22 protein-coding genes are annotated in these 23687 nt (G+C 37.3%); 5 read left to right on the forward strand and 17 right to left on the reverse strand.

Going from position 1 to position 23687, the window contains the following annotated elements; genetic code table 11:
• Positions 1-108: 108 nt before the first annotated feature.
• From IGL36_RS12055 to IGL36_RS12075, 5 genes are all read right to left on the reverse strand, one after another.
• Positions 109-1890: a hypothetical protein gene (locus IGL36_RS12055; RefSeq protein ID WP_002386294.1), complete on the reverse strand. Its 1782-nt coding sequence runs from the start codon at positions 1888-1890 to the stop codon at positions 109-111.
• A 151-nt stretch (positions 1891-2041) separates the two neighbouring features.
• Positions 2042-2968 (reverse strand): anti-sigma factor, encoded by a 927-nt coding sequence (locus IGL36_RS12060; RefSeq protein ID WP_002397577.1) that lies wholly within the window; start codon positions 2966-2968, stop codon positions 2042-2044.
• Between the two features lie 2 nt (positions 2969-2970).
• Entirely contained in the window at positions 2971-3435 is a 465-nt protein-coding gene (locus IGL36_RS12065; protein WP_002383292.1) for an RNA polymerase sigma factor, read from the reverse strand.
• A 137-nt stretch (positions 3436-3572) separates the two neighbouring features.
• Positions 3573-4082 carry a DinB family glutathione transferase gene (gene gst / locus IGL36_RS12070; protein WP_002397576.1) on the reverse strand — a complete coding sequence of 170 codons (510 nt, stop codon included), beginning with the start codon at positions 4080-4082 and terminating at the stop codon, positions 3573-3575.
• 42 nt (positions 4083-4124) lie between these two features.
• A complete protein-coding gene (locus IGL36_RS12075; RefSeq protein ID WP_002397575.1) occupies positions 4125-4931 on the reverse strand; it encodes a DUF5677 domain-containing protein in 807 nt (268 codons plus the stop codon).
• A 281-nt stretch (positions 4932-5212) separates the two neighbouring features.
• Here IGL36_RS12075 and IGL36_RS12080 point away from each other — a divergent pair, with 281 nt between their 5' ends.
• The gene (locus IGL36_RS12080; protein WP_002397573.1) at positions 5213-6616 is read left to right on the forward strand and encodes a dicarboxylate/amino acid:cation symporter; all 1404 of its coding nucleotides are present in this window, start codon (positions 5213-5215) and stop codon (positions 6614-6616) included.
• 70 nt (positions 6617-6686) lie between these two features.
• On the opposite strand, the gene IGL36_RS12085 is transcribed toward IGL36_RS12080, so the two are convergent.
• The 3 genes from IGL36_RS12085 to IGL36_RS12095 all read right to left on the reverse strand — a co-directional run bounded on the left by IGL36_RS12085 (position 6687) and on the right by IGL36_RS12095 (position 12138).
• Positions 6687-10805: an EF3023 family LPXTG-anchored polysaccharide lyase gene (locus tag IGL36_RS12085; protein WP_202504657.1), complete on the reverse strand. Its 4119-nt coding sequence runs from the start codon at positions 10803-10805 to the stop codon at positions 6687-6689.
• 582 nt (positions 10806-11387) lie between these two features.
• Positions 11388-11867, reverse strand: coding sequence for a 23S rRNA (pseudouridine(1915)-N(3))-methyltransferase RlmH (gene rlmH / locus IGL36_RS12090; protein ID WP_002355021.1), 480 nt, complete (start codon positions 11865-11867; stop codon positions 11388-11390).
• Positions 11868-12012: 145 nt separating this feature from the next.
• A complete protein-coding gene (locus IGL36_RS12095; protein WP_002392302.1) occupies positions 12013-12138 on the reverse strand; it encodes a hypothetical protein in 126 nt (41 codons plus the stop codon).
• 129 nt (positions 12139-12267) lie between these two features.
• On the opposite strand from IGL36_RS12095, the gene IGL36_RS12100 reads away from it, so the two are divergent.
• Positions 12268-13566 (forward strand): S1C family serine protease, encoded by a 1299-nt coding sequence (locus tag IGL36_RS12100; protein ID WP_010716781.1) that lies wholly within the window; start codon positions 12268-12270, stop codon positions 13564-13566.
• 46 nt (positions 13567-13612) lie between these two features.
• On the opposite strand, the gene ytpR is transcribed toward IGL36_RS12100, so the two are convergent.
• The 4 genes from ytpR to pepA form a co-directional block, all read right to left on the reverse strand.
• A complete protein-coding gene (gene ytpR, locus IGL36_RS12105) occupies positions 13613-14233 on the reverse strand; it encodes a YtpR family tRNA-binding protein (protein ID WP_002361057.1) in 621 nt (206 codons plus the stop codon).
• A gap of 210 nt (positions 14234-14443) precedes the next feature.
• Positions 14444-14899: a universal stress protein gene (locus tag IGL36_RS12110; RefSeq protein ID WP_002385249.1), complete on the reverse strand. Its 456-nt coding sequence runs from the start codon at positions 14897-14899 to the stop codon at positions 14444-14446.
• A 147-nt stretch (positions 14900-15046) separates the two neighbouring features.
• Positions 15047-15361, reverse strand: a complete 315-nt coding sequence (locus tag IGL36_RS12115) for a thioredoxin family protein (protein WP_002355015.1) — start codon at positions 15359-15361, stop codon at positions 15047-15049.
• 11 nt (positions 15362-15372) lie between these two features.
• Positions 15373-16449, reverse strand: a complete 1077-nt coding sequence (gene pepA, locus IGL36_RS12120; RefSeq protein WP_002355013.1) for a glutamyl aminopeptidase — start codon at positions 16447-16449, stop codon at positions 15373-15375.
• Between the two features lie 306 nt (positions 16450-16755).
• On the opposite strand from pepA, the gene IGL36_RS12125 reads away from it, so the two are divergent.
• The gene (locus IGL36_RS12125; protein WP_002355012.1) at positions 16756-17097 is read left to right on the forward strand and encodes a PepSY domain-containing protein; all 342 of its coding nucleotides are present in this window, start codon (positions 16756-16758) and stop codon (positions 17095-17097) included.
• A gap of 318 nt (positions 17098-17415) precedes the next feature.
• Complete coding sequence (locus tag IGL36_RS12130) at positions 17416-19071, forward strand: peptide ABC transporter substrate-binding protein (protein ID WP_002368408.1); 1656 nt, start codon at positions 17416-17418, stop codon at positions 19069-19071.
• 37 nt (positions 19072-19108) lie between these two features.
• On the opposite strand, the gene IGL36_RS12135 is transcribed toward IGL36_RS12130, so the two are convergent.
• On the reverse strand, positions 19109-19660 hold the full coding sequence (locus tag IGL36_RS12135; protein WP_002398148.1) for a DNA-3-methyladenine glycosylase I: 552 nt from the start codon (positions 19658-19660) through the stop codon (positions 19109-19111).
• 76 nt (positions 19661-19736) lie between these two features.
• Positions 19737-20513: a peptidase C39 family protein gene (locus IGL36_RS12140; RefSeq protein WP_002398149.1), complete on the reverse strand. Its 777-nt coding sequence runs from the start codon at positions 20511-20513 to the stop codon at positions 19737-19739.
• A 216-nt stretch (positions 20514-20729) separates the two neighbouring features.
• On the opposite strand from IGL36_RS12140, the gene IGL36_RS12145 reads away from it, so the two are divergent.
• Positions 20730-21092 (forward strand): hypothetical protein, encoded by a 363-nt coding sequence (locus tag IGL36_RS12145; protein WP_002354999.1) that lies wholly within the window; start codon positions 20730-20732, stop codon positions 21090-21092.
• A gap of 119 nt (positions 21093-21211) precedes the next feature.
• Here the strand turns inward: IGL36_RS12145 and thiT are convergent, their stop codons facing one another.
• The 3 genes from thiT to IGL36_RS12160 all read right to left on the reverse strand — a co-directional run bounded on the left by thiT (position 21212) and on the right by IGL36_RS12160 (position 23466).
• Complete coding sequence (gene thiT / locus IGL36_RS12150) at positions 21212-21787, reverse strand: energy-coupled thiamine transporter ThiT (RefSeq protein WP_002354998.1); 576 nt, start codon at positions 21785-21787, stop codon at positions 21212-21214.
• Between the two features lie 163 nt (positions 21788-21950).
• Positions 21951-22604 carry a PepSY domain-containing protein gene (locus IGL36_RS12155; protein WP_002398150.1) on the reverse strand — a complete coding sequence of 218 codons (654 nt, stop codon included), beginning with the start codon at positions 22602-22604 and terminating at the stop codon, positions 21951-21953.
• Positions 22605-22680: 76 nt separating this feature from the next.
• On the reverse strand, positions 22681-23466 hold the full coding sequence (locus tag IGL36_RS12160) for a hypothetical protein (protein ID WP_002354996.1): 786 nt from the start codon (positions 23464-23466) through the stop codon (positions 22681-22683).
• Positions 23467-23687: the final 221 nt, after the last annotated feature.

The raw sequence follows: 23687 nt of genomic DNA on the forward strand, positions 1-23687 counted from the left end.
CGAAGCTCCTTCGTATTCTTTTTCTCTCTTATCATAGCAGAAATAAGTGGATTTTTCTTCTTTTCCAAGAATAAAACACCTCTTTTCTATAGAAAAGAGGTGTTTTATTTAGTTTAATCCTGCAATTTTCAATTCTTCAACATTCGCTGCTTTAGCATTTTCAGTCACTACGGCTTTAAATGTCACTTGGTCGCCCTCTTTTAAGAATAGCGCCAGCGGACTGTTATTAGTCGTTACGCTAAAAATGGTTTTTTCATCTTCTAGTAAAAATGAAACTACCGTTTGCGCTTCCCCAGCTACTACTGAGACACGAGCTACTTTCCCTTGCATCGTTTTCAAGTTGGCTTTGTCTGTATTTTCATTGTTACTTCCTTTGGTTACTAACTCAATTCGATAAGCGTCTAATGCGCCTTGTGCCGTGTCTGCATCAATCACAATATCATTATCTACGGCGTTTATATAGACATATTTTTTGAAAATCCCTTTACTGTCCATTAACGAAACAATCCACGTTGGCACGCCATCAATGTTATAAAGGACTGGCATACTAGCTTTCCATTTCTTTTCTGGATAAATTTTTGAAGCGATAGAAATGGCGCCATCACTATCCATAATGCCGACTTTAGTATCACGATAATACGTAACTTGACCTGTTCGGGCATTGATTAAGGAGTAACCTAAAGCGGAATCTTGGTCTTTTTCACTACTTGTAAAGTCCGTAAAATAAAGCAACTGGTTCCCTTCCTTGTTCATCATCGGCGTAATTTGTCCTGATGCATAAATACCATTTTCAGTTGGAATTTTAACATCTTTTTTGGCACCAAACATTGTCTGGTTCCACCAACCTTGACTGTAACGACCAAAGAATTCATTTAAGCTATTCGCCGCTGAACTAGTAATCGGCGCATCAACGAAACTTGGGGCTTTTTGACTGTCATAAACGTTAACTTCTCCTGTTGTAGCATTTAATACCGCCGTTTTAAATTCATTATAGTGCATGCGACCAGAAACCCCATACTCTTTGTAAAGCGTTTGAATATAGTAAGGATTCCCTTGGTCGTCCAACTCTAAATTGATTGTGCCAGTTGCTGCATAACCTGGATAAGCGGAATAAATTTTTCGTGCGGCATCTTTGCCAAAGTAAGCTGAAGGAGTATAAACAATTGGTTTTTCTACAAATTCTGGCTGTGCGTTGATATCTGTCGCACTAATGATGAAATAGCCAGGTACTTCCCCCAGTTTTAGCCATTTAAAGAAGCCATTAAATTCGACTGTTGCTACATAAACATACTCGCCATTGACAACTTGTGCCGTTATACCATCCAAAGTAAACATATTGGAATTGGGAATGACAGAAAATTTCTGTAACATTTTTCGTTTCGCCGTTTGTGGTGCAATCGCAATGGGTGTTTCTTTCGCCGAAGTTAAAACTTCAGCTTTTTCTTCCGTTTTTAAAGGAATCGTTTGATAAATTTCATCAATAGAAGAGATTCTGGTAATACTACTGACAATAGTCAACAAAATCATTGCCAAAACGGCAACACCCAAAATTTTGCCAGACCAGTCTTTGTTAGCCGTTTTGTTGGTATTCTTTCCTACTTCTTTGCGGCCCTTTTGGATACCAGGAACTTCGACTTTACTAGCTAAGCGTGTACTTAATAACACCCCACTAGCAATCACTGCACCAATCAGATTAATCCATAACACGGTTGAAAGATTTTTACTTGGCAAAGTCACAAATAAAAAGATACCTAACAAGAGCAATTCCATCGCCATTAATAGAATGGTCCCCTTACTCTTTTTCCCTTTATTCGCTACAATTTTGGCGCCATTCGCAACTAAGATCCCGATACCAAAAAATAACGTTAACCCAATAAAATTAAAAAACATTCACTTGCCCTCCTCATAGATAAGTAAAAAAAGTGCTCCCACGCATTGTAGAAGCACTTCCTGTGATCCATTCTATTATAACGTTTTCTATTTTTACTGACAATATCGTTGAAGCAAAATCAGTCGGAAGGCTTAGAGTTTTGAAGAACGTTTATTTCTCTGGCTGAATATAAGGAACGATAGGTGCGGTCACGCCAATTGAAGCACCACGAACAAAAGGTTCATTTTGTAAGGCTTTGAAATTTTTAGTTTGTCCGGTGAGCATGACTCCCCAAACAGGTAATTTTTCGACTTTTTTATTTTTATTTTGTTGGATAAACTTTTGGCCTTCTTGGTTGTCAGCAAACATGGGGGATTTTTCTAAGGTTTCAAAAAAGTGTTGCTTGTCATTTTCAGGATCAAATATTTCATTTTGATCGTCCATGCTTAATTGAAAACCATAAGGCAGCGTACCAGAAGGCCCCTCTTTTTCATTAACCGTTTCGGAGTAAACATAGAGCCAAACTAAGTTGACATTGCTCGGTAACATTTTGCGGACTTCTTCATATGAATAAGGTTTATCAAAAGAAATCGCCACTTCCGCTACTTGGTTTTCCATTTTATCTAATTCACTTAATTCGTTTTTGATACCACCATAGTAATTGGTAATCGCTGGGTTATAAAAAGATGCTACTTTCTGCTTGGTTTGTCGGTTGTATTCATAAAAATTCTTAGAAGAATAATAGCTACCAGGATAGACTTCATTCCAGTCAATCGAATTTCTGAAAAAGCTATATCTGCTACGTAAATTACTCCACTCCACCGTGTAACCATCAATATTTTTTGAACGATTGGTCACAACTTCGCCCCCAAAAGGCGAACTATTAGCAATTACTTGGGAATCTAATTGAGTGTTTGGTGAAGCAATCATTTCTTGATCATTAATTACTTCTAGTAGGGTATGATAGTTTTTCGTCGAAAGTTTATCCATTCCCACAAAAAAACCGACAAACAATACGGCAAAACTAACAACGGTTATGGCACCAATCACGATAAATTGTTTTCTTTTCGCTTTACGAATACTTTTTTTTAAATCCACTTCTATTCCTCCAGTTCTTTTTTTAATTTTTGACGTGTGCGATACAATTTTTTGCGAACATTTTCAACAGATAATTCTAAAATCAACGCAATCTCGGCATACGATAATTGATAATAATATTTCAAAAGTAATAGTTCTTGTTCCTCATCTTTTAAGGAATCGATCAATAATAGTAGCTCTTGGCCTTCCATTTTTTCTATTGATTGCACAGGATGGCTGTTTGCCACAAAAGTGCGTTCTCGTTTCTTTTTTCGATACATCGTAATGTAGTAATTAAATGTTACTCGGAAAAACCACGGGCGTAGATTTTCTGATGTAATTTCAGGTAATATTGAAAAAATCGTTGTATACGTTTGCGACACTGCATCTTGTGCATCTTCAAGACTTGCTCCTCGGCGAATCAAGACTTGGATGACTTCTTGCCCCAAAGAAAATAGTACTTCGTCAAAATTTGCCTCCTTTTTCATCTGATTTCTCCTTTCACTTATACAACGTTTCAACTAGGGAAAAAGTGGACAGTTCTTCGTTCATTATTTTTATGTATTTTTCTCTCAATAAAAAATGCTCCTGCTTAAGCAGAAGCATTTTTGTTTTTGCTTATTTATCATTTTCTAATGACTAATCTTCGTGTATAAACGGCTTGCCCAGAATGCATCACTGCATCATCAATCGCTGAAACTAAACGCACTTGTCTAGTCACCGGCGGGGTCCAATTTTTATCAATCACGTCTGACAATTGTTCTTCTTTGATTTGGTCTAAATAGCTTTTGGTAAGTGCCACACTGGCAGCCAAATAGTCACTAAGCAATTGCTTTTCTGCCACCACGACTTTCGCCGCTTCTTCTGGTGTGTGATGCCAGTCTTCTGTCTCATCTGGCAAATCCAAGGCAAATTTTTCTGTCCAGTGTTGGCTAAGCCATAACGGTTCACTATGATTAAGTGCGGAAATTTGTAGGTCTAATTCTCTGGCTGTGTGCCACATCAGCCAAGTAACAGACTTGATTAATGGAGCGGGCATCGTGTTTGCTTCGGCAACGGTCATTTGCGCAAGTGTTTCTTCAAAACGTTCATGCGCTCGGTCAAGGGTTTCACTAGAAAGTTGAGTGACTTTCATAAAAATACCTCCTTTGTAGATTATTTATTGCGATTTATGCTTTTAATCATTAATGAATGTCATTGAATTAACTATTTTTGTACAAATATCCGATATTTCTTTATCTTCCATTAAGTCATATCTTTCAAGCAAACTATATACTAAATTACTTATGTTTTGTTCTATAAATATATAACACATGTATTTTGGTATGACTTTCCACGTCATGATATTTTCCTCAATTATTCCAATACCACTCATGCCATGTACATCTATAGATGTTAAACCATAATAAAAATTTACTATATTTTTTTTTATTCCTATATGCTGCATCAATTGTGTAAAAGATTTAATTTTCCAATCTAATGAATACCATTTTCTTTTATATTCCGCGATTTTATTAGGATTAGCTTCAAAAAGTGAAAACCATTTATCTTCATAATATTTTAAATAATCTTTATATGAATTTATAGATGAAGATATTTTTTGAAGTTGATTCAATTCTTCTGGTTTTAATATAATTTCACTGTCCGATGATCTAATGATAGTTCTAATTACTTGAATTTTTTGATTTAAGTAGTATGATGTCGCTAATTTTTCTGTATCTCCATTCAGTATATGAATAATGCTTACGTAAGTCTCAATAGATGCTCTTGTTAAAATAGATATGGATTCTCCTCTTCCTAAATAAGAAAGGTCAATTATTGTTTGTATTTTTTCTATATAATTTTTTGTTAAATTCATTAAAACATGATCTTCAAATAGAATTTCTTCTTTATTTAGCTTATCAATTATTAAATAGTAACATTTCTCAACCTCATTAACTAATTCAGCTTGTATTTTCTTATCACTATATTTATTACTTTTCACCCTATTCACTCCTTCACACTATTTAATTTTATCATACTTAAAACTTACCCTCCAAACCTTTAAACACTTATTTTTATGAGTTTTTCACAATGACTAACATTAACAATTGACATTATTTCTACTTTCCCTTATTATGTGGAAAAGTACCTTTAAGATAGTCCGAGAGGCTAACAAGGCAAAGTTCTGTAAAATTCTGTATTTTTGTATAGTGAATGATACGAGATGTCTTGCCCTTTTTTTGTGTGCAAGGCTTTTTTTTGCGCGGTGCTTAATCAATTTATTTGGGAGGCAACAAAGTGGAAAAGAAAAAACGTGAAGTGAAAGGTATCTCATTTACCAAAAAAATGGTGATTTCATTGGTGGGAGGATTAATCGTTGGGCTCGGCTTTTTATTTTTAAGAGAGCACCTTATTCGCAGCAATCAAGGCGCTGTGTGGCAGACAATCAATCAGATTCTTTTCCAAGATATTTCAGATCCTGAAAAAGGACAATCTGCAATTGGGCTTTTCTATATTATTGGTCAACTATTTATCAACGGCCTACAATTAGTGATTGTGCCGATGGTCTTTACTTCAATTACTTTAGCCATTTGTCATATTACCGATACGCAAAAATTAGGACGAATTTCCTATAAAACGATTTTTGGCTTTTTATCGATGTCACTGATTGCTCTATTAGCGGCTGGAATTGTGGGCTATAGCGTATATTTAACTGGCGCTTTTAATGTGTCGTTATCTGAAACGCTAGCTCCTGTCGAAGTAAGTACGAGCGGCAACCCATTAATGGTGATTGTCAATGCTGTCACAAAAAATATCGGTTCTGCATTTAGCGACAACGGTGCGATTTTAGCCGTTGTTGTGTTGGCAGTGATTACTGGTTTATGTATTAATGCATTAGGGGATAAAATTCGTGTTTTCAAAAAATTAATTGAAGAAGTCAATGCGATGGTCACGTTATTTTTAACCTTTGTAATTACTAAATTTGCTCCTATCGCCGTCTTTATGTTGTTAGTTCGGACGTTTGCTTCTTACGGGATTGATTATTTAAAACCAGCGTTAGTCTACGTCGTAACCACGACAGCGACGCTCTTAGCCTTTTTGATGATCGGTTACCCATTATTTATCTTATTTGCGACAAAATTAAATCCTGTTCCTTTTATTAAAAAGATTATGAAAGTTGTGGTCTTTGGATTTTCTACTTCTTCTTCGGCAGCCACTTTACCGTTAAATACAAAAACAACGGTTGAAGAGTTAGGTGTCGACAGCGATGTTGCCGCCTTTGTCTTGCCGTTAGGAATGACTATTAATATGAACGGCACAGCGATTATGCAAGTAATTGCGGCTATTTTTGTGGCGGGCGTAGCTGGTTATGAAGTGACACCAGCTAATATTGCCTTGATTGCCATTTTAGCTTTAATGTCATCTATTGGTACACCGGCGGCACCTGGCGCTGGCGGAATTATCCTTTTCACTATTTTAACTGGTTTAAACTATAACACTGAGATTGCGATTGCGACGTATTCATTGATTTTAGCCATTAATCGTCCAATCGAAATGCTCGTTACTAGCCTAAACGTGGTTGGTGATAGCGCCACTGCGATTTATGTCGCACATTCGGAAGATTTGTTGGATGAAGCCACTTATCTGACTGATGTCGCTGACTTGCAAAATGCGGAAGCGGAGTAATTAATGAAAAAGCAGACTTCTTGTATGGAAGTCTGCTTTTTTATTATGTTTTTAGTGAATCCGTAATTTTTTACTTCTTCGATTTACTTTTACGAAAAACTAAAAGACACCCACTGGCGATAACTAGAAGGCCAATAATCACAAGCGCGATCGATTTCTTTTCTCCTGTGCTCGGTAAAAATTGGCTAGCTTTTCTGAAACCACCTTGGCTTGATGGCTTAACTTGTTTCGTACCAGTTTGATCAACTCCCGCACTAGTATTTAAGTGTCCATTATTCCCCCCATTTTTTTGTTCCTTTTTATTTTCCCCACTATTTTTCAATGTTAATCGCTTCACTGCCGAACGTAGTTTTGCTTCTGCTTGGTCTACTTCTGCTTGCGTTGCTGTTGCTTGATCTACCACAGTTTGTGCTTGTTTCAATGCTTCGCTGTAGACTTTCCAGCTACTTGCGGTGTAGTCTTTTTCTTGGTGTTTCTCGTTTTCTTTGATGATTTTCAACAAGTTGGTTTTATCTACTTCTTTGGTTGGTACTTTTACCAATTGCTTCACTGCCGAGCGTAGTTTTGCTTCTGCTTGGTCTACTTCTGCTTGCGTTGCTGTTGCTTGATCTACCACAGTTTGTGCTTGTTTCAATGCTTCACTGTAGACTTTCCAGCTACTTGCGGTGTAGTCTTTTTCTTGGTGTTTCTCGTTTTCTTTGATGATTTTCAACAAGTTGGTTTTATCTACTTCTTTGGTTGGTACTTTTACCAATTGCTTCACTGCCGAGCGTAGTTTTGCTTCTGCTTGGTCTACTTCTGCTTGCGTTGCTGTTGTTTGATCTGCCACAGTTTGTGCTTGTTTCAATGCTTCGCTGTAGACTTTCCAGCTGCTTGCGGTGTAGTCTTTTTCTTGGTGTTTCTCGTTTTCTTTGATGATTTTCAACAAGTTGGTTTTATCTACTTCTTTAGTTGGCACTTTTACCAATTGCTTCACTGCCGAGCGTAGTTTTGCTTCTGCTTGGTCTACTTCTGCTTGCGTTGCTGTTGCTTGATCTACCACAGTTTGTGCTTGTTTCAATGCTTCGCTGTAGGCTTTCCAGCTACTTGCGGTGTAGTCTTTTTCTTGGTGTTCTTTTTGTTCCTGAATTAATTTTTCTAACGCTTCTTTCGTTACTTCAGGAGTTGTTTTAACTGTGATTGAACGCGAGCTGCCATTTAACCCCGCACTATTTAAAGTGATAATATTTTGGTCAACAGAAATTTCTGGGTCCGCTGCGACTACTTCAAGAATGCCCTTATCAAATTCAATAGAAACGGATGCATTATTTTGTAAAGGATTCGCAAGAGTTAAGCGATAAACACCGTTATCAATTTTTTCTGAAATAATCGACATTGGATCATACGCATACAGTCCTGCAATTTCTTGGTCATTATTCCATGTATTCATCATGACATAATTACCTGCTTCAATGGCTTGTAAGCTTGCTGTATTTTCTAGAACAGTATAGCCTTTGTTTTTAGAAAGAGCTGCGATTTCTTCATTCGTTTTCCCAACCACTGTTAAATATTCGTAAGTACCATTTTCAACAGTCTTGCCATAATTTTTACTAATTTTAGCAAATGTATTTGTATAGGTTTTATCATTAACAAAGTATTCGTTAATATCTCCGTAGCGACCAGAGCGTTCTTCTATTTGAACATCAAGCGTATTCATTGAATTAGGAAAAACATAGCCAATGTTATTCAATGGATTCGCTGCGCTTAAACTAATCCAAGAATTATCTTTGTCTGAACCTTGGTCAAGCTTCACTTCCTGTGGATGAATCATCCGATTATCGAGGATTGTTTCAATCGAAGCATCTGTCGTACCAGTAATGCCACTTCCCAAATTAATGATTTGACCATCTAATAAGAACCAAGATTTTTTAGCAACTAAGTTCATTCCTTCATTACTTTTATCTAAAAACATTCCTATAGAGGCAACCTGTCCATTATTTGAGCCACCTACCCATGACTGGGGACTGCGTTTCCCTGTATAAGCACCATTTGCCAATTCTCTTGTGTCAACTGTCGTTCCTGGTAATCGATATGGATCGATCGTTGCCCAGTATCCTTCATCAAACTGAGCAAAGTCTTGATTGTATAAATAAAGCATGCCGTCTGCTGTATGCCAGCCTTTTTTATTTTCCGTATTCCCAAATTCATAGTTTCCGACACGTTGTGAATACATACTAATACCCACCGCATATTCGTTATTTTTCTGTAGGACTCGATCCATCGAACCATATACATTTAAAGATTGCATTGGTGTCGCTTGGGCAGGTGACGCACTATTCACCACATTTTTCAAGTCAATTAACGCTTCAAAATCTCTTGGTTTTTTAAAGAAATGATAGTATGACCCACTTTGTTGAAGCCACGTTTGGATAGATGTATAAATGTCATTTCTTAAATTTTCTGGGGCAAATTTTGCAATTAAGGTTAAATTAGCTATTGTTTCTTTACCCGATTCAAACTCTGTAGTAAAAGGATTCGTTTCTGGCGCTCTGGAAATACTTCTACCAGAAACCATCGATGGCATTTTTCCATTCACCATCAATTGTAAGTAACCTTTATCAACAACATTAAATAAATTACTAATGTTAGGGTCATTCATCTCCCAGTCGGAACCTTGTAAAATAGTCTGAATTCGTCCAAACCCCTTTAGCAACTCATTCCCGTAACTGCCGTTGTACGGAAAATAACCATGTTGAATCAAGGAACCATCAGGATATAAGCCATCACCAGAGGAAACACTTTTTAAAACGGACGGAACAGCTTCTTGTACTTGTACTAGGCGTTGATTATCTTCTAACAAAAGTCCAGTACCTAAAACGGTGATTGAAATATCTGTTAAGTTAGCCCCTGTTGCACGATAAATTGGCCATTGTATGTTTGGATCTTTTGCATATAGCATCAGCGGAGCAGTAAATTTATTTAATTTTTCTGCATCTGTATTCAATAGGTCATCATGTAATAAAATCAATGTATCTGTTAGCGGCTGCGCGGAACCAATTTGCCAATCCCACCAGTTACCTGTGTAATACGTTCCATTGTATTTTTTTGTATCAATCATAAATTCAATGCCTTTAACAATCGCATCATAAACTTCCGGTTTTTCAAAAAGCTCACTTGATGGTTCATAGTAGCCTAACGCTAGTTTTTTAATATTGGTAAATTGAGTCGTGTAATCAGCAGACACTGTATCCGATGGTTTTCGTTCCCACAGATACCCACGATCTGCTGCTTGATTAAGCGTTTGCCATAATGCTAAACTCTCCGTAGCAATCTGGGCACGATACTGTTGCACATCTGCATCGTTATCATACTGCGTTGTACCTAACAATCGCATTTTCCATTTTGCTCGCATTTCCGCATATTGTTTATTTTCTGCTACAACAGTCACAGGAATTGTATCACTAATTTCTGTTCCTTTAATTTTGACTGTTACCTTCGCTTCACCACTCTTAACTGCTGTTAAATTACCCGTTTGGTCAACCGTCACAATGGTAGGATCACTACTCGACCACTCAATCTGATCCTCTGTGATATCTACTCCAGCTGGTGACACTTCAAAGGCTAGCTGTTGCTTTCTTTTTTCACTAATAGTCAGGTTCTCTGTTAAAAGTTTAATCGCTTCTGGCAGTCGTTTTTTTTCATATGCTTCAAACGAAATAATACTTGAACTGTAAAATTGCTTATTTGTGTGTTGCCACATTTTCATCTGCTGATATTTTACAAAACGTGCTTGTACATTATTGCCATCAATATATTTTTTAGTAGGTTGGCCACCTTCCCCATTCTCTTCTTTAAAGATAGATTGATAGCTTTCACCATCTGTTGAAACTAAGATTTCATACACAGGACTTTCTGCATGCAACTGTAAAACGAGTTCGCCAATGTTTTTTACTTCACCCAAATCAACAATTAACCATTGTTCATCTTGCTTATCAGCGGACCAGCGTGTTGTTTCATCGCCATCAACAGCTTTTTCGCCAACAAATTGAGGGTATTTCCAATTCTCTCCAATTTTTCCTCCTTCTACACCAGAATATGTCACTTCTTTTTGTAAAAATAAATCAGTTATTTCTTCTGCAGATGCACTCATCGCAGTTAGCGAGAAGCCTGTAAGCATGAAAGCAACAACGACTATTATTTTTTTAATCATATTTTTCCCCATATCTTTCTATTTTTAAGCAACCAATCCGACTTTTCCAAACACTTTTTTCTGATAATTTAATCAACTTCCTCCTCTACTAAGTATTCTATATAAAAATTAGGCATGAAAAGACAACCTAAAGTAATTACTTCAGACAGACTTTTCATGCCTAGTTTTCCCTAGTCACATGAAATATTATACATGTTTACGCTTTCACTTTAAGGTAATTTTTAATTACTGTCAATAGCGTTTTCTTCATTGAAGAGCTTATTCAACTTTTCTCGTTAAAAATATTGATTTTTATGATAATCCCTTAATTTTTTCTCATTTTAAAATAATAATTATGGGTGCTGAACCTGTTTCTGAGGCACAACAATTGGACAATTTTTTTGAAAAAACGAGAGGAATGAGCATTGTTTTTTGCCATTCCTCTCATTTTTATTTATTGTTTGAACGGTAACGTTGCTCTCAAACCAGTTTGATTGAATTTTTTTATTTTCTATCAGACAAACAGACTAAAGATATTTTACTTCATATATTTTTCAAGCAATGACTTGATTCATAGAAATTACTGAGCAACCAGCCTACTTCCTATTTATGATACGGTTCCCCTTTCATAATCCGAAAACCGCGATAAATTTGTTCCACTAATACCAAACGCATTAACTGATGTGGATAAGTTAAGCGGCCAAAAGAAATTTGTTGGTTACTTCGCTGAAGGACTGAATCACTGAGACCTAAGGAGCCACCAATGACAAAGGTTAGATTACTTTTGCCACTAATCCCTAATTGTTCAATTTCTTTTGAAAATTCTTCACTAGATAATTGTTTGCCATTAATGGCTAAAACAAAGACGTATTCGTTGTCATTAATTTTCCCCAAAATACGTTGGCCTTCTTTTTCTTTGACCTGAAGCATTTCAGCGTCACTGAGTTTTTCTGGGGCTTTTTCATCTGGTACTTCAATGATTTCCATCTTGGCATAGCTATTTAAACGTTTCAGATATTCATTAATGCCTTGAATCAGGTATTTTTCTTTCAGTTTTCCGACTGTTACTAGTTTAATTTTCACCTATTCCACTACTTTCTCGTTTTCTCTTCGTTCTTATTTTAGCACGAAGTTTGGCTACTTTCCACAACGTTTCCACATACTTATACACATATACACAGAGTTATCCACAGAACAAACTAAAAAATTACTTTATTTAACAGCTTTTTCAATACAAACACATATTCGCTACTGATTTGTCCACATTATCCACATTCTGTGGATAACTTTTCTGAAAACTGTACACAGAGTTATTCCCGATTTGTTCACATTTTTCTGTGTATAACTTTTTCATTCGTATTTTTTCTGTAATTTTTCCCTAAGTTGTTCATAAAAAATTCAAAGCTATTCGATAGACTAAAGGAGTAGGAAACAGATATACTTAATATAGAAAATTCAGATGCACTTATTGGGAGGTTATTTTATGCAACGAAAAGATGTTACACCTAATTCAGATAAAAAAAGTTTATTGCAAAAATTTGGGATTGGTTTAGCTGGCGGCTTACTTGGTGGCGCCCTTATTCTAGGAGGCGCTTATTCTGGGATTATTCCCACACCCAACGGCGGAAATAATGCGGCGACGACGACGTCCACTAATCACGGCGACACAAAAGTCAGCAATGTGAGTTACAATGTTTCTAGCGATGTCACAAAAGCCGTGAAAAAAGTTCAAAATTCTGTGGTTTCTGTCATTAATATGCAAAGTGCTAGCAACAATTCTTCGGCAGATGATCCTTTTGGGGGATTGTTCGGTGGGAATGAAGGTACTCAAGACTCTTCCGGCAACAATGGTAACGATTTAGAAGCAGCCAGTGAAGGTAGTGGGGTTATTTATAAGAAAGATGGTAAAACGGCTTATGTCGTGACAAATAACCACGTCGTAGATAAAGCGCAAGGATTGGAAGTTGTTTTATCTGATGGTACCAAAGTGAAAGGCGAATTAGTCGGAACCGATGCTTACACGGATTTAGCCGTGATTAAAATTTCTTCCGACAAAGTTGATCAAGTCGCTGAGTTTGGGAATTCTAGTAAAATCACAGTCGGTGAGCCTGCTATTGCGATTGGTTCCCCGCTAGGTTCTGATTATGCTAACTCTGTCACACAAGGAATCATCTCTTCTGTGAATAGAAATATTACCAATAAAAACGAATCCGGTGAAACCATCAATATTAATGCCATTCAAACCGATGCTGCCATCAATCCAGGAAACTCCGGTGGTCCACTAATCAATATTGAAGGGCAAGTCATTGGAATTAACTCAGTAAAAATTGTGCAATCAACTAGTCAAGTGAGCGTTGAAGGGATGGGCTTTGCCATTCCAAGTAATGACGTAGTCAACATTATCAACCAATTAGAAAAAGATGGTAAAGTGACGCGGCCAGCTCTCGGGATTACGATGTCTGATTTAACAGGTATCTCTTCACAACAACAAGAACAAATTTTAAAAATTCCAGCTTCTGTAAAAACTGGCGTAGTGGTTCGTGGTGTTGAAGCAGCGACCCCTGCTGAAAAGGCTGGATTGGAAAAATACGATGTTATCACGAAAGTTGACGGCCAAGACGTAAGCTCTACTACAGATTTACAAAGCGCGCTTTACAAGAAAAAAGTTGGCGACAAAATGGAAGTGACTTATTATCGTGGTTCTAAAGAAATGAAAGCAACCATCGATTTAACCATTGATAAGTCAGCTTTAACACAACAAAATAATCGCAACAATCAATAAAAGAAAGAAACGACCTGTTGTCTGAACAACAGGTCGTTTTTTTCTTTTATTCTCCTACCGCAAATGCAGAACCAACTTCTGCATCAAAAGGCAATTCTAAGATTCCTTTTTTAGCAGGTGCATTTGGTAAACGTAATTCTTTTGCTGAACAAATCATTCCAAAACTTTCTTCACCACGTAAAACCCCTGGCCAAATCATTAAACCATCAGGCATCATTGCGCCTGGTTTGGCCACAACTACTTTTTGTCCTGCTTTGATGTTCGGTGCGCCACAAACAATTTGTAAGATTTCGCCGTTGTCTACTTCTGTTTGTGTGATAGATAAATGATCTGAATCTGGGTGTTTCTTACATGATTTGACAAAGCCAACCACAATTTTAGGGGTGTCGTCTTTTTCAAGGGTTTCTGAAAATCCCGCATCTTTAATCGCTGTATTGACTTTTTCAATTTGTTCGTCTGTTAAAGTTACTTGGCCGGTGCCATTAATGTCACCTAGAAGCGCTGAAGCATTGAAAATATTCCAAGCTACCACTGTTTCTGGCGCCTCAACTAAACTTACACGTGCCACATCGCCGACACGTTTTACTTGGTTTTCCGCACCTTGATCGTCCGCAACGATGACAAGTAAGACATCGCCAACGTGTTCTTTATTATATGCAAAAATCATTTCTGTTCCTCCTCTGTCGTTTTCCTGTCTTATCTTATCAAAAATTAACCCATTGTGCATACTTTTTTGTCGAAAAACTAAAAGACTTGGAAAATATGTCGCTATGACTTATTCTCCAAGTCCTCAATTTTGAGTGACAAGCCGCTGATCCTTTGAAAAAACAAAAGAAACGTTAGGTCAACTCTCTATTCAATCAATAACTTTTTTTGCTTATTTTTCTTCAGAGTGAACAATTAAGACATCGCAAGGAGCTTGACGAATAATGTAGCTACTGACGCTTCCCATGACCACACGTTCGACTGCGTTTAATCCTGATTGTCCCACCATAATTAAATCAACATTGTATTTTTCAGGTAATTCATGACTCATGACTTCTTTGGGTGAACCAAACATGGTAACTGTTTCAACATTATGAAAATCAACGCTTTCAGCATACTTTTTACAATCGGCCATTAATTCTTCCGCAGCGGCTGTTTCTTGATCAATTAATTGATCATTTAACGTCGAATACCCCATCATTGTATACACTTGATTTTCTAAAATATTTGCAACAATGACTCGGCTTCCGTTTCGACGAGCAACCTCAATTGCACGTTCATAAGCTAAATTGGCTTGATCACTACCGTCTACGCCGACAAGAATATTTTTATACATTTGTTCTTCCATTTTCGTCACCTTCCCGATGGAGGCTGATCTAAAAGGCTTCTTTGACTAAGAAACTAGAGTCAAAAATGAATTTAGGACCCTTGCGCAGAACGCCCTTTTGTCCAGCTGATTCTCTCTTAATTTAATGGTTCCTCTGGTTCATGAAAATTAGCCTAAGCTAGTTAAAAATGCACTGATTTCTTCTTTTGTTTTTCGGTCTTTGTTTACTAAGCGTCCTAACTCTTGACCGTTTTCAATTACGACAAAACTCGGAATACCAAAAATATTCCACTCGGCAGCCACGTCAATAAACTGATCGCGGTCGACTTCGATAAATTGAAAAGCTGGAAATGCTTCTTCAATTTCAGGCATGACTGGTTTAATGAAACGACAGTCTCCGCACCAATCAGCAGTAAAGAAGAAAACATTTTTACCTTTTTCAACATAAGTTGCTAGTTCTTCTAATGAATTGGGATAAATCATTTAAACATCCTCTACTTTCCGTAAACAATTGTATTAACTGTTGATTTATCCAAGCCACGTAATGCTTGTAACAACATTTCCCGCGCTGCTTCATAATCCGCAATACTAAACATTGTTTGATGCGTATGGATGTAACGACCACAAACGCCGATGACTGTACTTGGTACACCATTATTAGTTGTGTGCGCTGCCCCAGCATCCGTTCCGCCTTTAGAAACAAAATATTGATACGGAATATTGTGTGTCGCTGCTGTATCCAATAAATATTCACGCAAGCGAGGCAATGTGATTAAACCTGGGTCGAAAATCCGTAATAACGTTCCTTCACCTAAATGACCATATGTCCCTTTTTTCGTGTGAATATCATCTGCCGCTGAACAATCCACCGCAAAGAAGATATCTGGATTAAATTTATGAACAGATGGTTTAGAACCACGTAAACCGACTTCTTCTTGTACGTTTGCTCCAGCAATTAATGTGTGGCCTAATTCTTCATTTTGTAACGTTTCCAATGCATCTAATACCAACGTACAACCATAGCGGTTATCCCATGATTTACTGATAATATTTTTGCCATTAGCTGTTTTAATCGTTTCTGTTTGTGGAACAATGGAATCCCCTGGACGAACGCCAAAGCTTTCAGCTTCTTCTTTTGAAGAGAATCCTGCATCAAATAACACATCAGAGACTTCTAATTGTTTTTGACCACTCGTACCACGCAACAAGTGTGGCGGAATAGATGAAGAAATACATGGATAGTTCCCTTTACTTGTTTTTAACGTAAAACGTTGTGCTGAAACAACATAGGGATTCCAGCCACCTAAAGGAACCACTTGGAATAAACCATTATCGTTAATTTGAGTTAACATGAAGCCAACTTCGTCCATGTGGGCTGCTACCATTACGCGTGGCGCTGCTTCCACTTTTGAACGTTTAATCCCAAAAATACCACCTAAACCATCATATTGAACATCGTCCACTAACGGGGTGATATGTTCTTTCATGTACGCGCGAATGTCGTCTTCAAATCCGCTGGTTCCTTGTAATTCAGTTAATTCCTTGATTCGTTGAAATGTTTTTTCTTCCATAGATGTATGTCCTATTGCTTTTAATTTGTTGGAAATTACGCCAACCAAGCGTCACTTTTCCTCTAAAAAGTCACTTTATCCTGTCGATAAAAATAGGTACTCCTTTCATATGATTTCACTCTTATTATAACGCAAATACTAGAAAATGCACATCGCTTTCTCTTTTTAAACGTGACAATGAGAATGCCCTAAAAGAATGATTGAAAAACTTTTTTTATTTCTCAGCGGCCCCTTCTCTATGGTAAAATAAGAGTGATACTGACAAAAGTAATAGTAAGCAGAAACCGACCAAGGGAGGTCATACAAATGAACGAAGAAAATGAGTTGACATACTTTAAAGGCGGCTTAGCGCTAGGCGTTGGTCTTGGTTTAGTAGGCGGCATTGCCTCAACCTTGTTCTACCATAAGAAAAAAACAATCTCCGCTGATCTCGTCTTAGAAAATGTAAAAGCTGCTTTTTTAAAAGAAGGACCGATTGAAGGTTCGTGGATTGAGTTTGAGAAAAAGCCCTTGCGGAAATTCGCCATCCACTCCAAAACATATACTGGAGGAATTTGCCGCATTGAAGACGACGGCATTGTTCAATACGAATTCACTGCAGATGCCTACACAGGAACTGTCATTGACATCCAACGATTAAAAGATTAAAAAGATTGTTACAAAAGCACTTATTTGCTTTTGTAACAATCTTTTTTTCTTCTCATTTGTTTTTTGTAAAAGGGATGTTTATTTTATGTCAAAAAAATCAAATCAATGATGAATAAATACTCTAAAATCGAATGCTTTCTGCATGGAAATCAGCTTAAATCTTTACTTATCAACGTTTGTCCACTTTTTTCATAAAAAAGATTAGACATTTTTTAAAAATTGATAAAAGAATAATCATTTCTAACGATTTTTTAATTTCTCCTTTTCATTTTTACATTATACTGAGAGTATTGCTAAAAATGAAAAGGAGCGTGTCAAATGAAGAAATCTGTTTTATTTACTTCATTACTTGTATTATCAAGCTTAGCTTTAGCGGCCTGCGGCGGTGGCAGTGACGATAAAGGAGCAAGCAACGGCGGCAGCGACAACCAAGTATACACAATGGTTGAATCCCAAGAAATGCCTAGTGCCGATCCGTCCCTTGCAACAGATGAAGTGAGTTTTACCACTTTAAATAATGTCTACGAAGGAATCTATCGTTTAGATAAAGACAATAAACCCGCGCCTGCTGGTGCAGCCGAAAAAGCAACTGTTTCAGAAGACGGTTTAGTTTACAAAGTTAAATTACGTGAAGAATCAAAATGGTCTGATGGCAAACCAGTTACTGCTGCAGATTACGTTTACGGTTGGCAACGAACAGTGGATCCTGTCACTGCTTCAGAATATGCCTACATGTTTGAACCAGTAAAAAATGCTGAAAAAATTTCTAAAGGGGAACTACCTAAAGAAGAATTGGGCATTAAAGCAATCAATGATCATGAATTGGAAATCACTTTAGAAACAGCAACACCATATTTTGATGATTTATTGGCTTTCCCTTCTTTCTTGCCGCAACGTCAAGATATCGTTGAACGTTTTGGTAAAGATTATACAAAGAGTAGCGATAAAGCAGTCTACAATGGTCCCTTTACGCTAACTGAGTTTGATGGTCCCGGAACAGATACTAAATGGTCTCTAACTAAAAATGAAGAATATTGGGACAAAGAGACTGTCAAGTTAGATAAAGTCGCTATCAACGTGGTGAAAGAAGCTCCAACTGCCTTAAATCTTTATGAAACTGGTGAAGTGGATGATACGTATTTATCTGGCGAACTGGCTCAACAAATGCAAAACTCTCCTGACTTGGTCCAATTAAAAGCCGCTTCTTCTTTCTATTTAGAAATGAATCAAGCAGATGAAAAATCACCATTGACTAATGCAAACTTACGTCGTGCTATGTCTTATGCCATCGATCGCGATTCATTAGCTAAAAATATTTTAGCTAATGGCTCTCTTCCTTCACAAGGCTTCGTCCCTGTTGATGTCGCGAAATCACCAAAAACGGGTGAAGACTTTGTTAAAGAAGCCGGCAGCGACAAATTAGTCAAATACGACAAGAAAAAAGCTGTGGAATACTGGAACAAAGCGAAACAAGAACTTGGTGTTTCCAACTTAACGGTTGATTTAATGGTAGACGACTCTGAAGGCGCTAAAAAAATGGGCGAATATCTTCAAGGATCACTATCTGATACTTTGGAAGGCTTAAAAGTAACTGTGACACCTGTCCCTATGGCCGTTCGTTTAGATCGTACCTTAAAAGGGGATTTCCAAATCGCTATTCGTGGTTGGAGTGCCGACTATTCAGACCCAATTAACTTCTTAGATTTATTAGAAAGCTCAACTTCTAATAACCGTGGACGTTACAGCAATCCTGAATACGATAAATTCATTGCTGCGTCCAAAACCACAGATGTTAACGATCCTGAAAAACGCTGGGAAGATCTAATCAACGCTGAAAAAACAGTAATTGCTGATATGGGTGTTGTGCCAATTTACCAAAAAGCAGAATCACACTTACGTGCACCAAACGTGAAAGAAATTATTTATCATCCAACAGGTGCTAAATACGACTTCAAGTGGGCGTATAAAGAATAAAATAAAGGTCTCCTTCAATTTTGGAAGGAGACCTTTATTATTTATAATGACACGTTTCTAAATGATCATTCACCAATCCCGCCGCCTGTAAAAAGGAATAGACTGTCGTGGCACCTAAAAATTTAAATCCTCGTTTTTTTAACACTCGACTAATCTCTTGCGATAATTCCGTGGAGGCAGGAACCTCTTCTGGGTGCTGCCAGTGATTAACGATTGGTTGCTGATCGACAAAGTTCCAGAGGTAGCGATCAAAGGACCCAAATTCTGCCTGAACTTCTTGAAAAACTTGCGCATTCGTGATGGTCGCTTGAATTTTTAAACGATGACGAATCACACCAGGATTTGCTAGTAAAGCTAAAATTTTTTCCTCATCATATCGCGCAATTTTCCGATAATCAAACGCATCATAAGCTGCTCTAAGCGTTTCTCGTTTATTCAAAATAATCGCCCAGCTTAAGCCTGCTTGCATACTTTCCAAGGTCAATAACTCAAATAACTGTTGCTCTTCATGAACTGGACGTCCCCATTCATCATCATGATAGGCTTGCATCTCTTCAGTTGTATCCGTTGCCCAAGTACATCGCTCCATTGTACTGCCTCCTTTTATTTGCTAAAAAAGATGCGAACAAAGGGTACTGCCTGTTGTTCCACACCTTTTCTTATTCCTAATAAAATGCCCAGAAGTTTAACGCTTCATTCATCACTTCTTCGGCTGTAAATGTCCGTTTTGAATGGCCCTTTTCTTCTGAATCGTTTGGATCATTAATCCAGAAATCGCCTTTTTCATCCACACCACTCATCACCATAATGTGACCAGTTGTAGTGAAATAGCCCGGTTTTACAGAAATAATGACTGGATGACCTTCCTTCAAGAAAGCTGCCACTGTTTCAATATCCCCAATTTCTTGACAGTTATAGCCTTTCATTTCAGCATATGCACTAAAAATAGACCACGCCGTCCCTTGTCCTTCCATAAAGAAGTCATTTTTTGCCCAAGCTAACACATCCAGAGGGGTAACTTCTTGGTGATCCATGTATGAACCAACCATTGCAAGCGACACAATCGCACAGCCATTAATTTCGATTGTATTCGGCTTATCCACATTGCCAAATCCGTATGCGGTGTCTTTCCATTTAGCATCTGTCTGCAATTCTAACGGCAAATCCAGATGTCCATCATATTGCTTCTTTTCAATTTCTTGATTGACCTGTTGTCCATAGCTTAAAGGTTTGACTTTTTTCTCAATTTTAACTGGTGCTGGTTCTTTTGTTTTACTTGATTCAGCACTAGCTTTGACATATGAATCATCAAACCAACTTGAAAACCCACCCGATTTCATCGGCGAAAACTGCGCTAACAACCCGCCAAAGCCAAACGATACCAACAACACCGCGAGAACTTTTCTTTGGTAACCTGATGGTTTTTTTGACATACTATTCATCCTTTTCTATCTATTGACTACATCCGATAATCTTATGTATTTCTTATATGCTCACACATTATACTACTTTCTTTTTCAAAAAACAGAAACGTTGGTAAATTCTCATAATTATTGAAGGCGAACATATTTTCTTGAATTTTATCACAAAATTAGGTAAAATACAGGTAATTAGTCATTTGAGTTTTATTCTATTTTATTCGTAAAGGAGGCAGAAGAATGGATCAACATAAAGCTACCATCAAGAGCATTTCTAAACTGATTACGCTCTCTTCCCAACATTTCTTTTCGGCATTTTTAGAAGATTCTCAAGATCAAAAGAATAAAGAAAAGGAACGCAGTGCGCTTTTACAAGAGCTCCAAGTCGCTGCCGCCCAAAAATCCTTAGTGGTCTTACAATTGAAAGAAGTCCCTACAGCGCATAAATTCGAAACGGTGATCGGCTGGATTGTCTCAAAAAATATTTCGGACAATATCGTTGTTCGTTTACAAACGGATGAACAACAGTTGCGCATGATTCCTGTTGCTTCTGTCATGAAAGTCAGCACGTTAGCCAATCGTCACCAACGTCAAATTCACTAGAATATTGAAGTCTTTATAAAATAAATGGAAACCACCAACTCTGGCGATTGCAGGTTGGTGGTTTCTTTTATTTATGACTTTAGTCAAAATCCCATGAAACTTCTGACTTAGGACTCAACTTATTTCTTAGGAACAAATAATTGCGGTGCTACTTTTGCCAATAAGCCTAGAACTAGACTTACATACAAACAATTGACGACGGTACTCGTACCGTTTAGTACAAAAGAATAGAGGTATGGGCTCATTCCTTCTGGTGCATACATGCCCCAAACCAATACACCCGCCCAAAAATGCCAAAACCAGCGGGCGAAGACTGCGACAACACTTCCTAAAATAATCGTACGAATGGCTGATTTTAAACGATTCGCTTGAAAATACAGTTGAATTTTTCTAGCGAATACGCCACCCATTCCTCCAAACGCAAAAGCAAAGGGATATTCAAAAATAATCTGTGGAACGGACAAGAAATTTTTCATGGCTGTACCGAGAATAATATTTAACATGCCCCAAACAAAGCCTGCTGCAACTCCAGGAAGCAACCCACGACGAAACGAATAAAGAACTAATGGGACCATTCCCAACGATAGGTCCAAGCCACTATTGGCAAATTCAATCGGTAAAAAAGAGAGGGCCATTGCCATTGCTGCGACGACTGTTCCTTCTACCCAAATACGTAAATCCATTTTTCTAGCCAAACAAATTTCCTCCTATGTTCTGACGCTCTCAACCACTAATACATCGTTATTTTACCATAGGGACTTTAGAAAAACACGTTTGTCGAACAAGCAAAAAAATAGCTGGACCAACGTTTAAGGGAATCAGCTCCTACTCAAACGCATGCCAGCTACTTTTTATCCATTAATCGTCCCACTCAGTTGTCAAAATTTTACCAGAATGAGCATCGATTTTTACCTCTATTTTTTGTTGGCCCTCTTTCACTTTCACTTCCCAATAGGTGATTCCTAATTCTTTCTCTAACTTCCAATCTGTTGCCTGGCCGACTTTCGCTTCTTTTTCAGCCAAGGTTGTGGCTTGTTCTCTGGAAATGATATTTGTTAAATCAAGTGCCTCTTCTTGCATTTTAACGCCATTTTGTTCATCGGCATCCAAGGTTTCGACTTTTTCTTTTGTGAATTCGCCTGTTTCTGCGTTCACTTCAACTTGATATTCTTTTTGCTTATCCACGCCTTCTATTTCATAAAAATAACGGCCAAAATCTGTATCTAACTGCAGACTTGTTATTTTAGCTTCTGGATATTTTTTCTCAAATGCTGTCGTTACTTTTTCTAAAGAGACAGCTACCGCAGTTGTCTTCTCTGATGTCGTCGTTGCTTCTTGTTGTACGGATGAACTTGTTTCAGTAGTTGATATTACTGTTTCTTTTTGTTCATTTGTTGATGAAACAGCTATGGGTGTTTTGGATGTACAGCCAGCTACCAAAAAGAGTGCCAAGCCAGTCATAGAGCCATAGAGTTTTTTTTTCATTAAACAACCTTCTTTCCTTTTTATCATTTTATTATACTTGATTTCTCATCCAAATCATAGCTACAAAAAAAGCCCTACTTTAGTTGATAAAGTTAGAGCTCTCTCAGCCTTCATGGGCCAACATAAAAATTTCACCGAAATCATTCTCTTGTTCAATGTGCCAAATGCGTTTTTCACTATTATAGACAAGCGTTGCCAAAATTTCTTCTTTTTGGTAAGAGGTATTTTTCATCTTGCTAAGTGAATCTTCCACCAAGTAAATAGGAATCCGATATTCTTCTTTATCCACTTCCGTTTGTTGGAAGCAAAAAATAACACCTTCTTGCAAGATACCTTTCATATTTTTAAGTAATTCAGGACTTAATTTTTCGACAGGCGTATTTCGTTTAAAGAAGGCCTTTTTCTGGTTGACTTTCTCTAAAACAACACGTGTAATTTTATCAGCAAAGATTCGATAAAATTCATCAATATAACGATAATAGACACGCGTCATCTGATCTGCAAATTCAAAAAAGACAAAATCATTTTGTAGCTTATAAAAGAAAGGCGAATGCAAACTATTCTTCATGTGTCCAAAATAAAGAAGTTCCGAAATTTCTAATGGCGTTAGCTCTTTTAGCATCGTCACATCGGAAAAGTCAATCCATTTAATTTCTTCAGTCATCCAACGACGTTGTAGCGATTGAAAATAGCGATTGACGCTTTCTTCTCCGCGAATAATTTTCAAGCCTGAATGCATATCGTATTCGCCAGCTTCGGCAGAAGGATCTAATAATAGTAAGTTCTGTGGATGATGCACAATTGAACGAACAAAATCGGAATGGGTAATTCCTTTAGATAAAACCGCGTTGCTGGTTACATCTATATGTACATAAATTAAATCAAGCAAATTCCCATCTCCCCTCTACTAGCCTCCTTACCATTTTACAATATTTTCAAAAGAAAAGCTTGTTTCTTTTACTTTAAAATTCCATTACAAAATGAGGATTTTTTTGAAAAATCAATCGATTCAGTTGTTTTTTATTAAATCAAGGTCCAGCTAGCTTACCTATTCACCAAAGAAAATAAATAGGTTTTTCAAATAAATTGTGGTAAACTTGATACATTAAA

This window comes from Enterococcus sp. AZ011, from assembly GCF_050548355.1.
Classification (GTDB): domain Bacteria; phylum Bacillota; class Bacilli; order Lactobacillales; family Enterococcaceae; genus Enterococcus; species Enterococcus faecalis.

Excerpts from the sequence above, each read along its gene's own strand:
- IGL36_RS12055 (WP_002386294.1), bottom strand. The coding sequence starts at position 1,890 with ATGTTTTTTAATTTTATTGGGTTAACGTTATTTTTTGGTATCGGGATC.
- IGL36_RS12065 (WP_002383292.1), bottom strand. The coding sequence starts at position 3,435 with ATGAAAAAGGAGGCAAATTTTGACGAAGTACTATTTTCTTTGGGGCAA.
- gst (WP_002397576.1), bottom strand. The coding sequence starts at position 4,082 with ATGAAAGTCACTCAACTTTCTAGTGAAACCCTTGACCGAGCGCATGAA.
- IGL36_RS12085 (WP_202504657.1), bottom strand. The coding sequence starts at position 10,805 with ATGATTAAAAAAATAATAGTCGTTGTTGCTTTCATGCTTACAGGCTTC.
- IGL36_RS12095 (WP_002392302.1), bottom strand. The coding sequence starts at position 12,138 with ATGAAAAAGTTATACACAGAAAAATGTGAACAAATCGGGAATAACTCT.
- IGL36_RS12100 (WP_010716781.1), top strand. The coding sequence starts at position 12,268 with ATGCAACGAAAAGATGTTACACCTAATTCAGATAAAAAAAGTTTATTG.
- ytpR (WP_002361057.1), bottom strand. The coding sequence starts at position 14,233 with ATGATTTTTGCATATAATAAAGAACACGTTGGCGATGTCTTACTTGTC.
- IGL36_RS12110 (WP_002385249.1), bottom strand. The coding sequence starts at position 14,899 with ATGGAAGAACAAATGTATAAAAATATTCTTGTCGGCGTAGACGGTAGT.
- IGL36_RS12115 (WP_002355015.1), bottom strand. The coding sequence starts at position 15,361 with ATGATTTATCCCAATTCATTAGAAGAACTAGCAACTTATGTTGAAAAA.
- pepA (WP_002355013.1), bottom strand. The coding sequence starts at position 16,449 with ATGGAAGAAAAAACATTTCAACGAATCAAGGAATTAACTGAATTACAA.
- IGL36_RS12125 (WP_002355012.1), top strand. The coding sequence starts at position 16,756 with ATGAACGAAGAAAATGAGTTGACATACTTTAAAGGCGGCTTAGCGCTA.
- IGL36_RS12130 (WP_002368408.1), top strand. The coding sequence starts at position 17,416 with ATGAAGAAATCTGTTTTATTTACTTCATTACTTGTATTATCAAGCTTA.
- IGL36_RS12135 (WP_002398148.1), bottom strand. The coding sequence starts at position 19,660 with ATGGAGCGATGTACTTGGGCAACGGATACAACTGAAGAGATGCAAGCC.
- IGL36_RS12140 (WP_002398149.1), bottom strand. The coding sequence starts at position 20,513 with ATGAATAGTATGTCAAAAAAACCATCAGGTTACCAAAGAAAAGTTCTC.
- IGL36_RS12145 (WP_002354999.1), top strand. The coding sequence starts at position 20,730 with ATGGATCAACATAAAGCTACCATCAAGAGCATTTCTAAACTGATTACG.
- IGL36_RS12155 (WP_002398150.1), bottom strand. The coding sequence starts at position 22,604 with ATGATAAAAAGGAAAGAAGGTTGTTTAATGAAAAAAAAACTCTATGGC.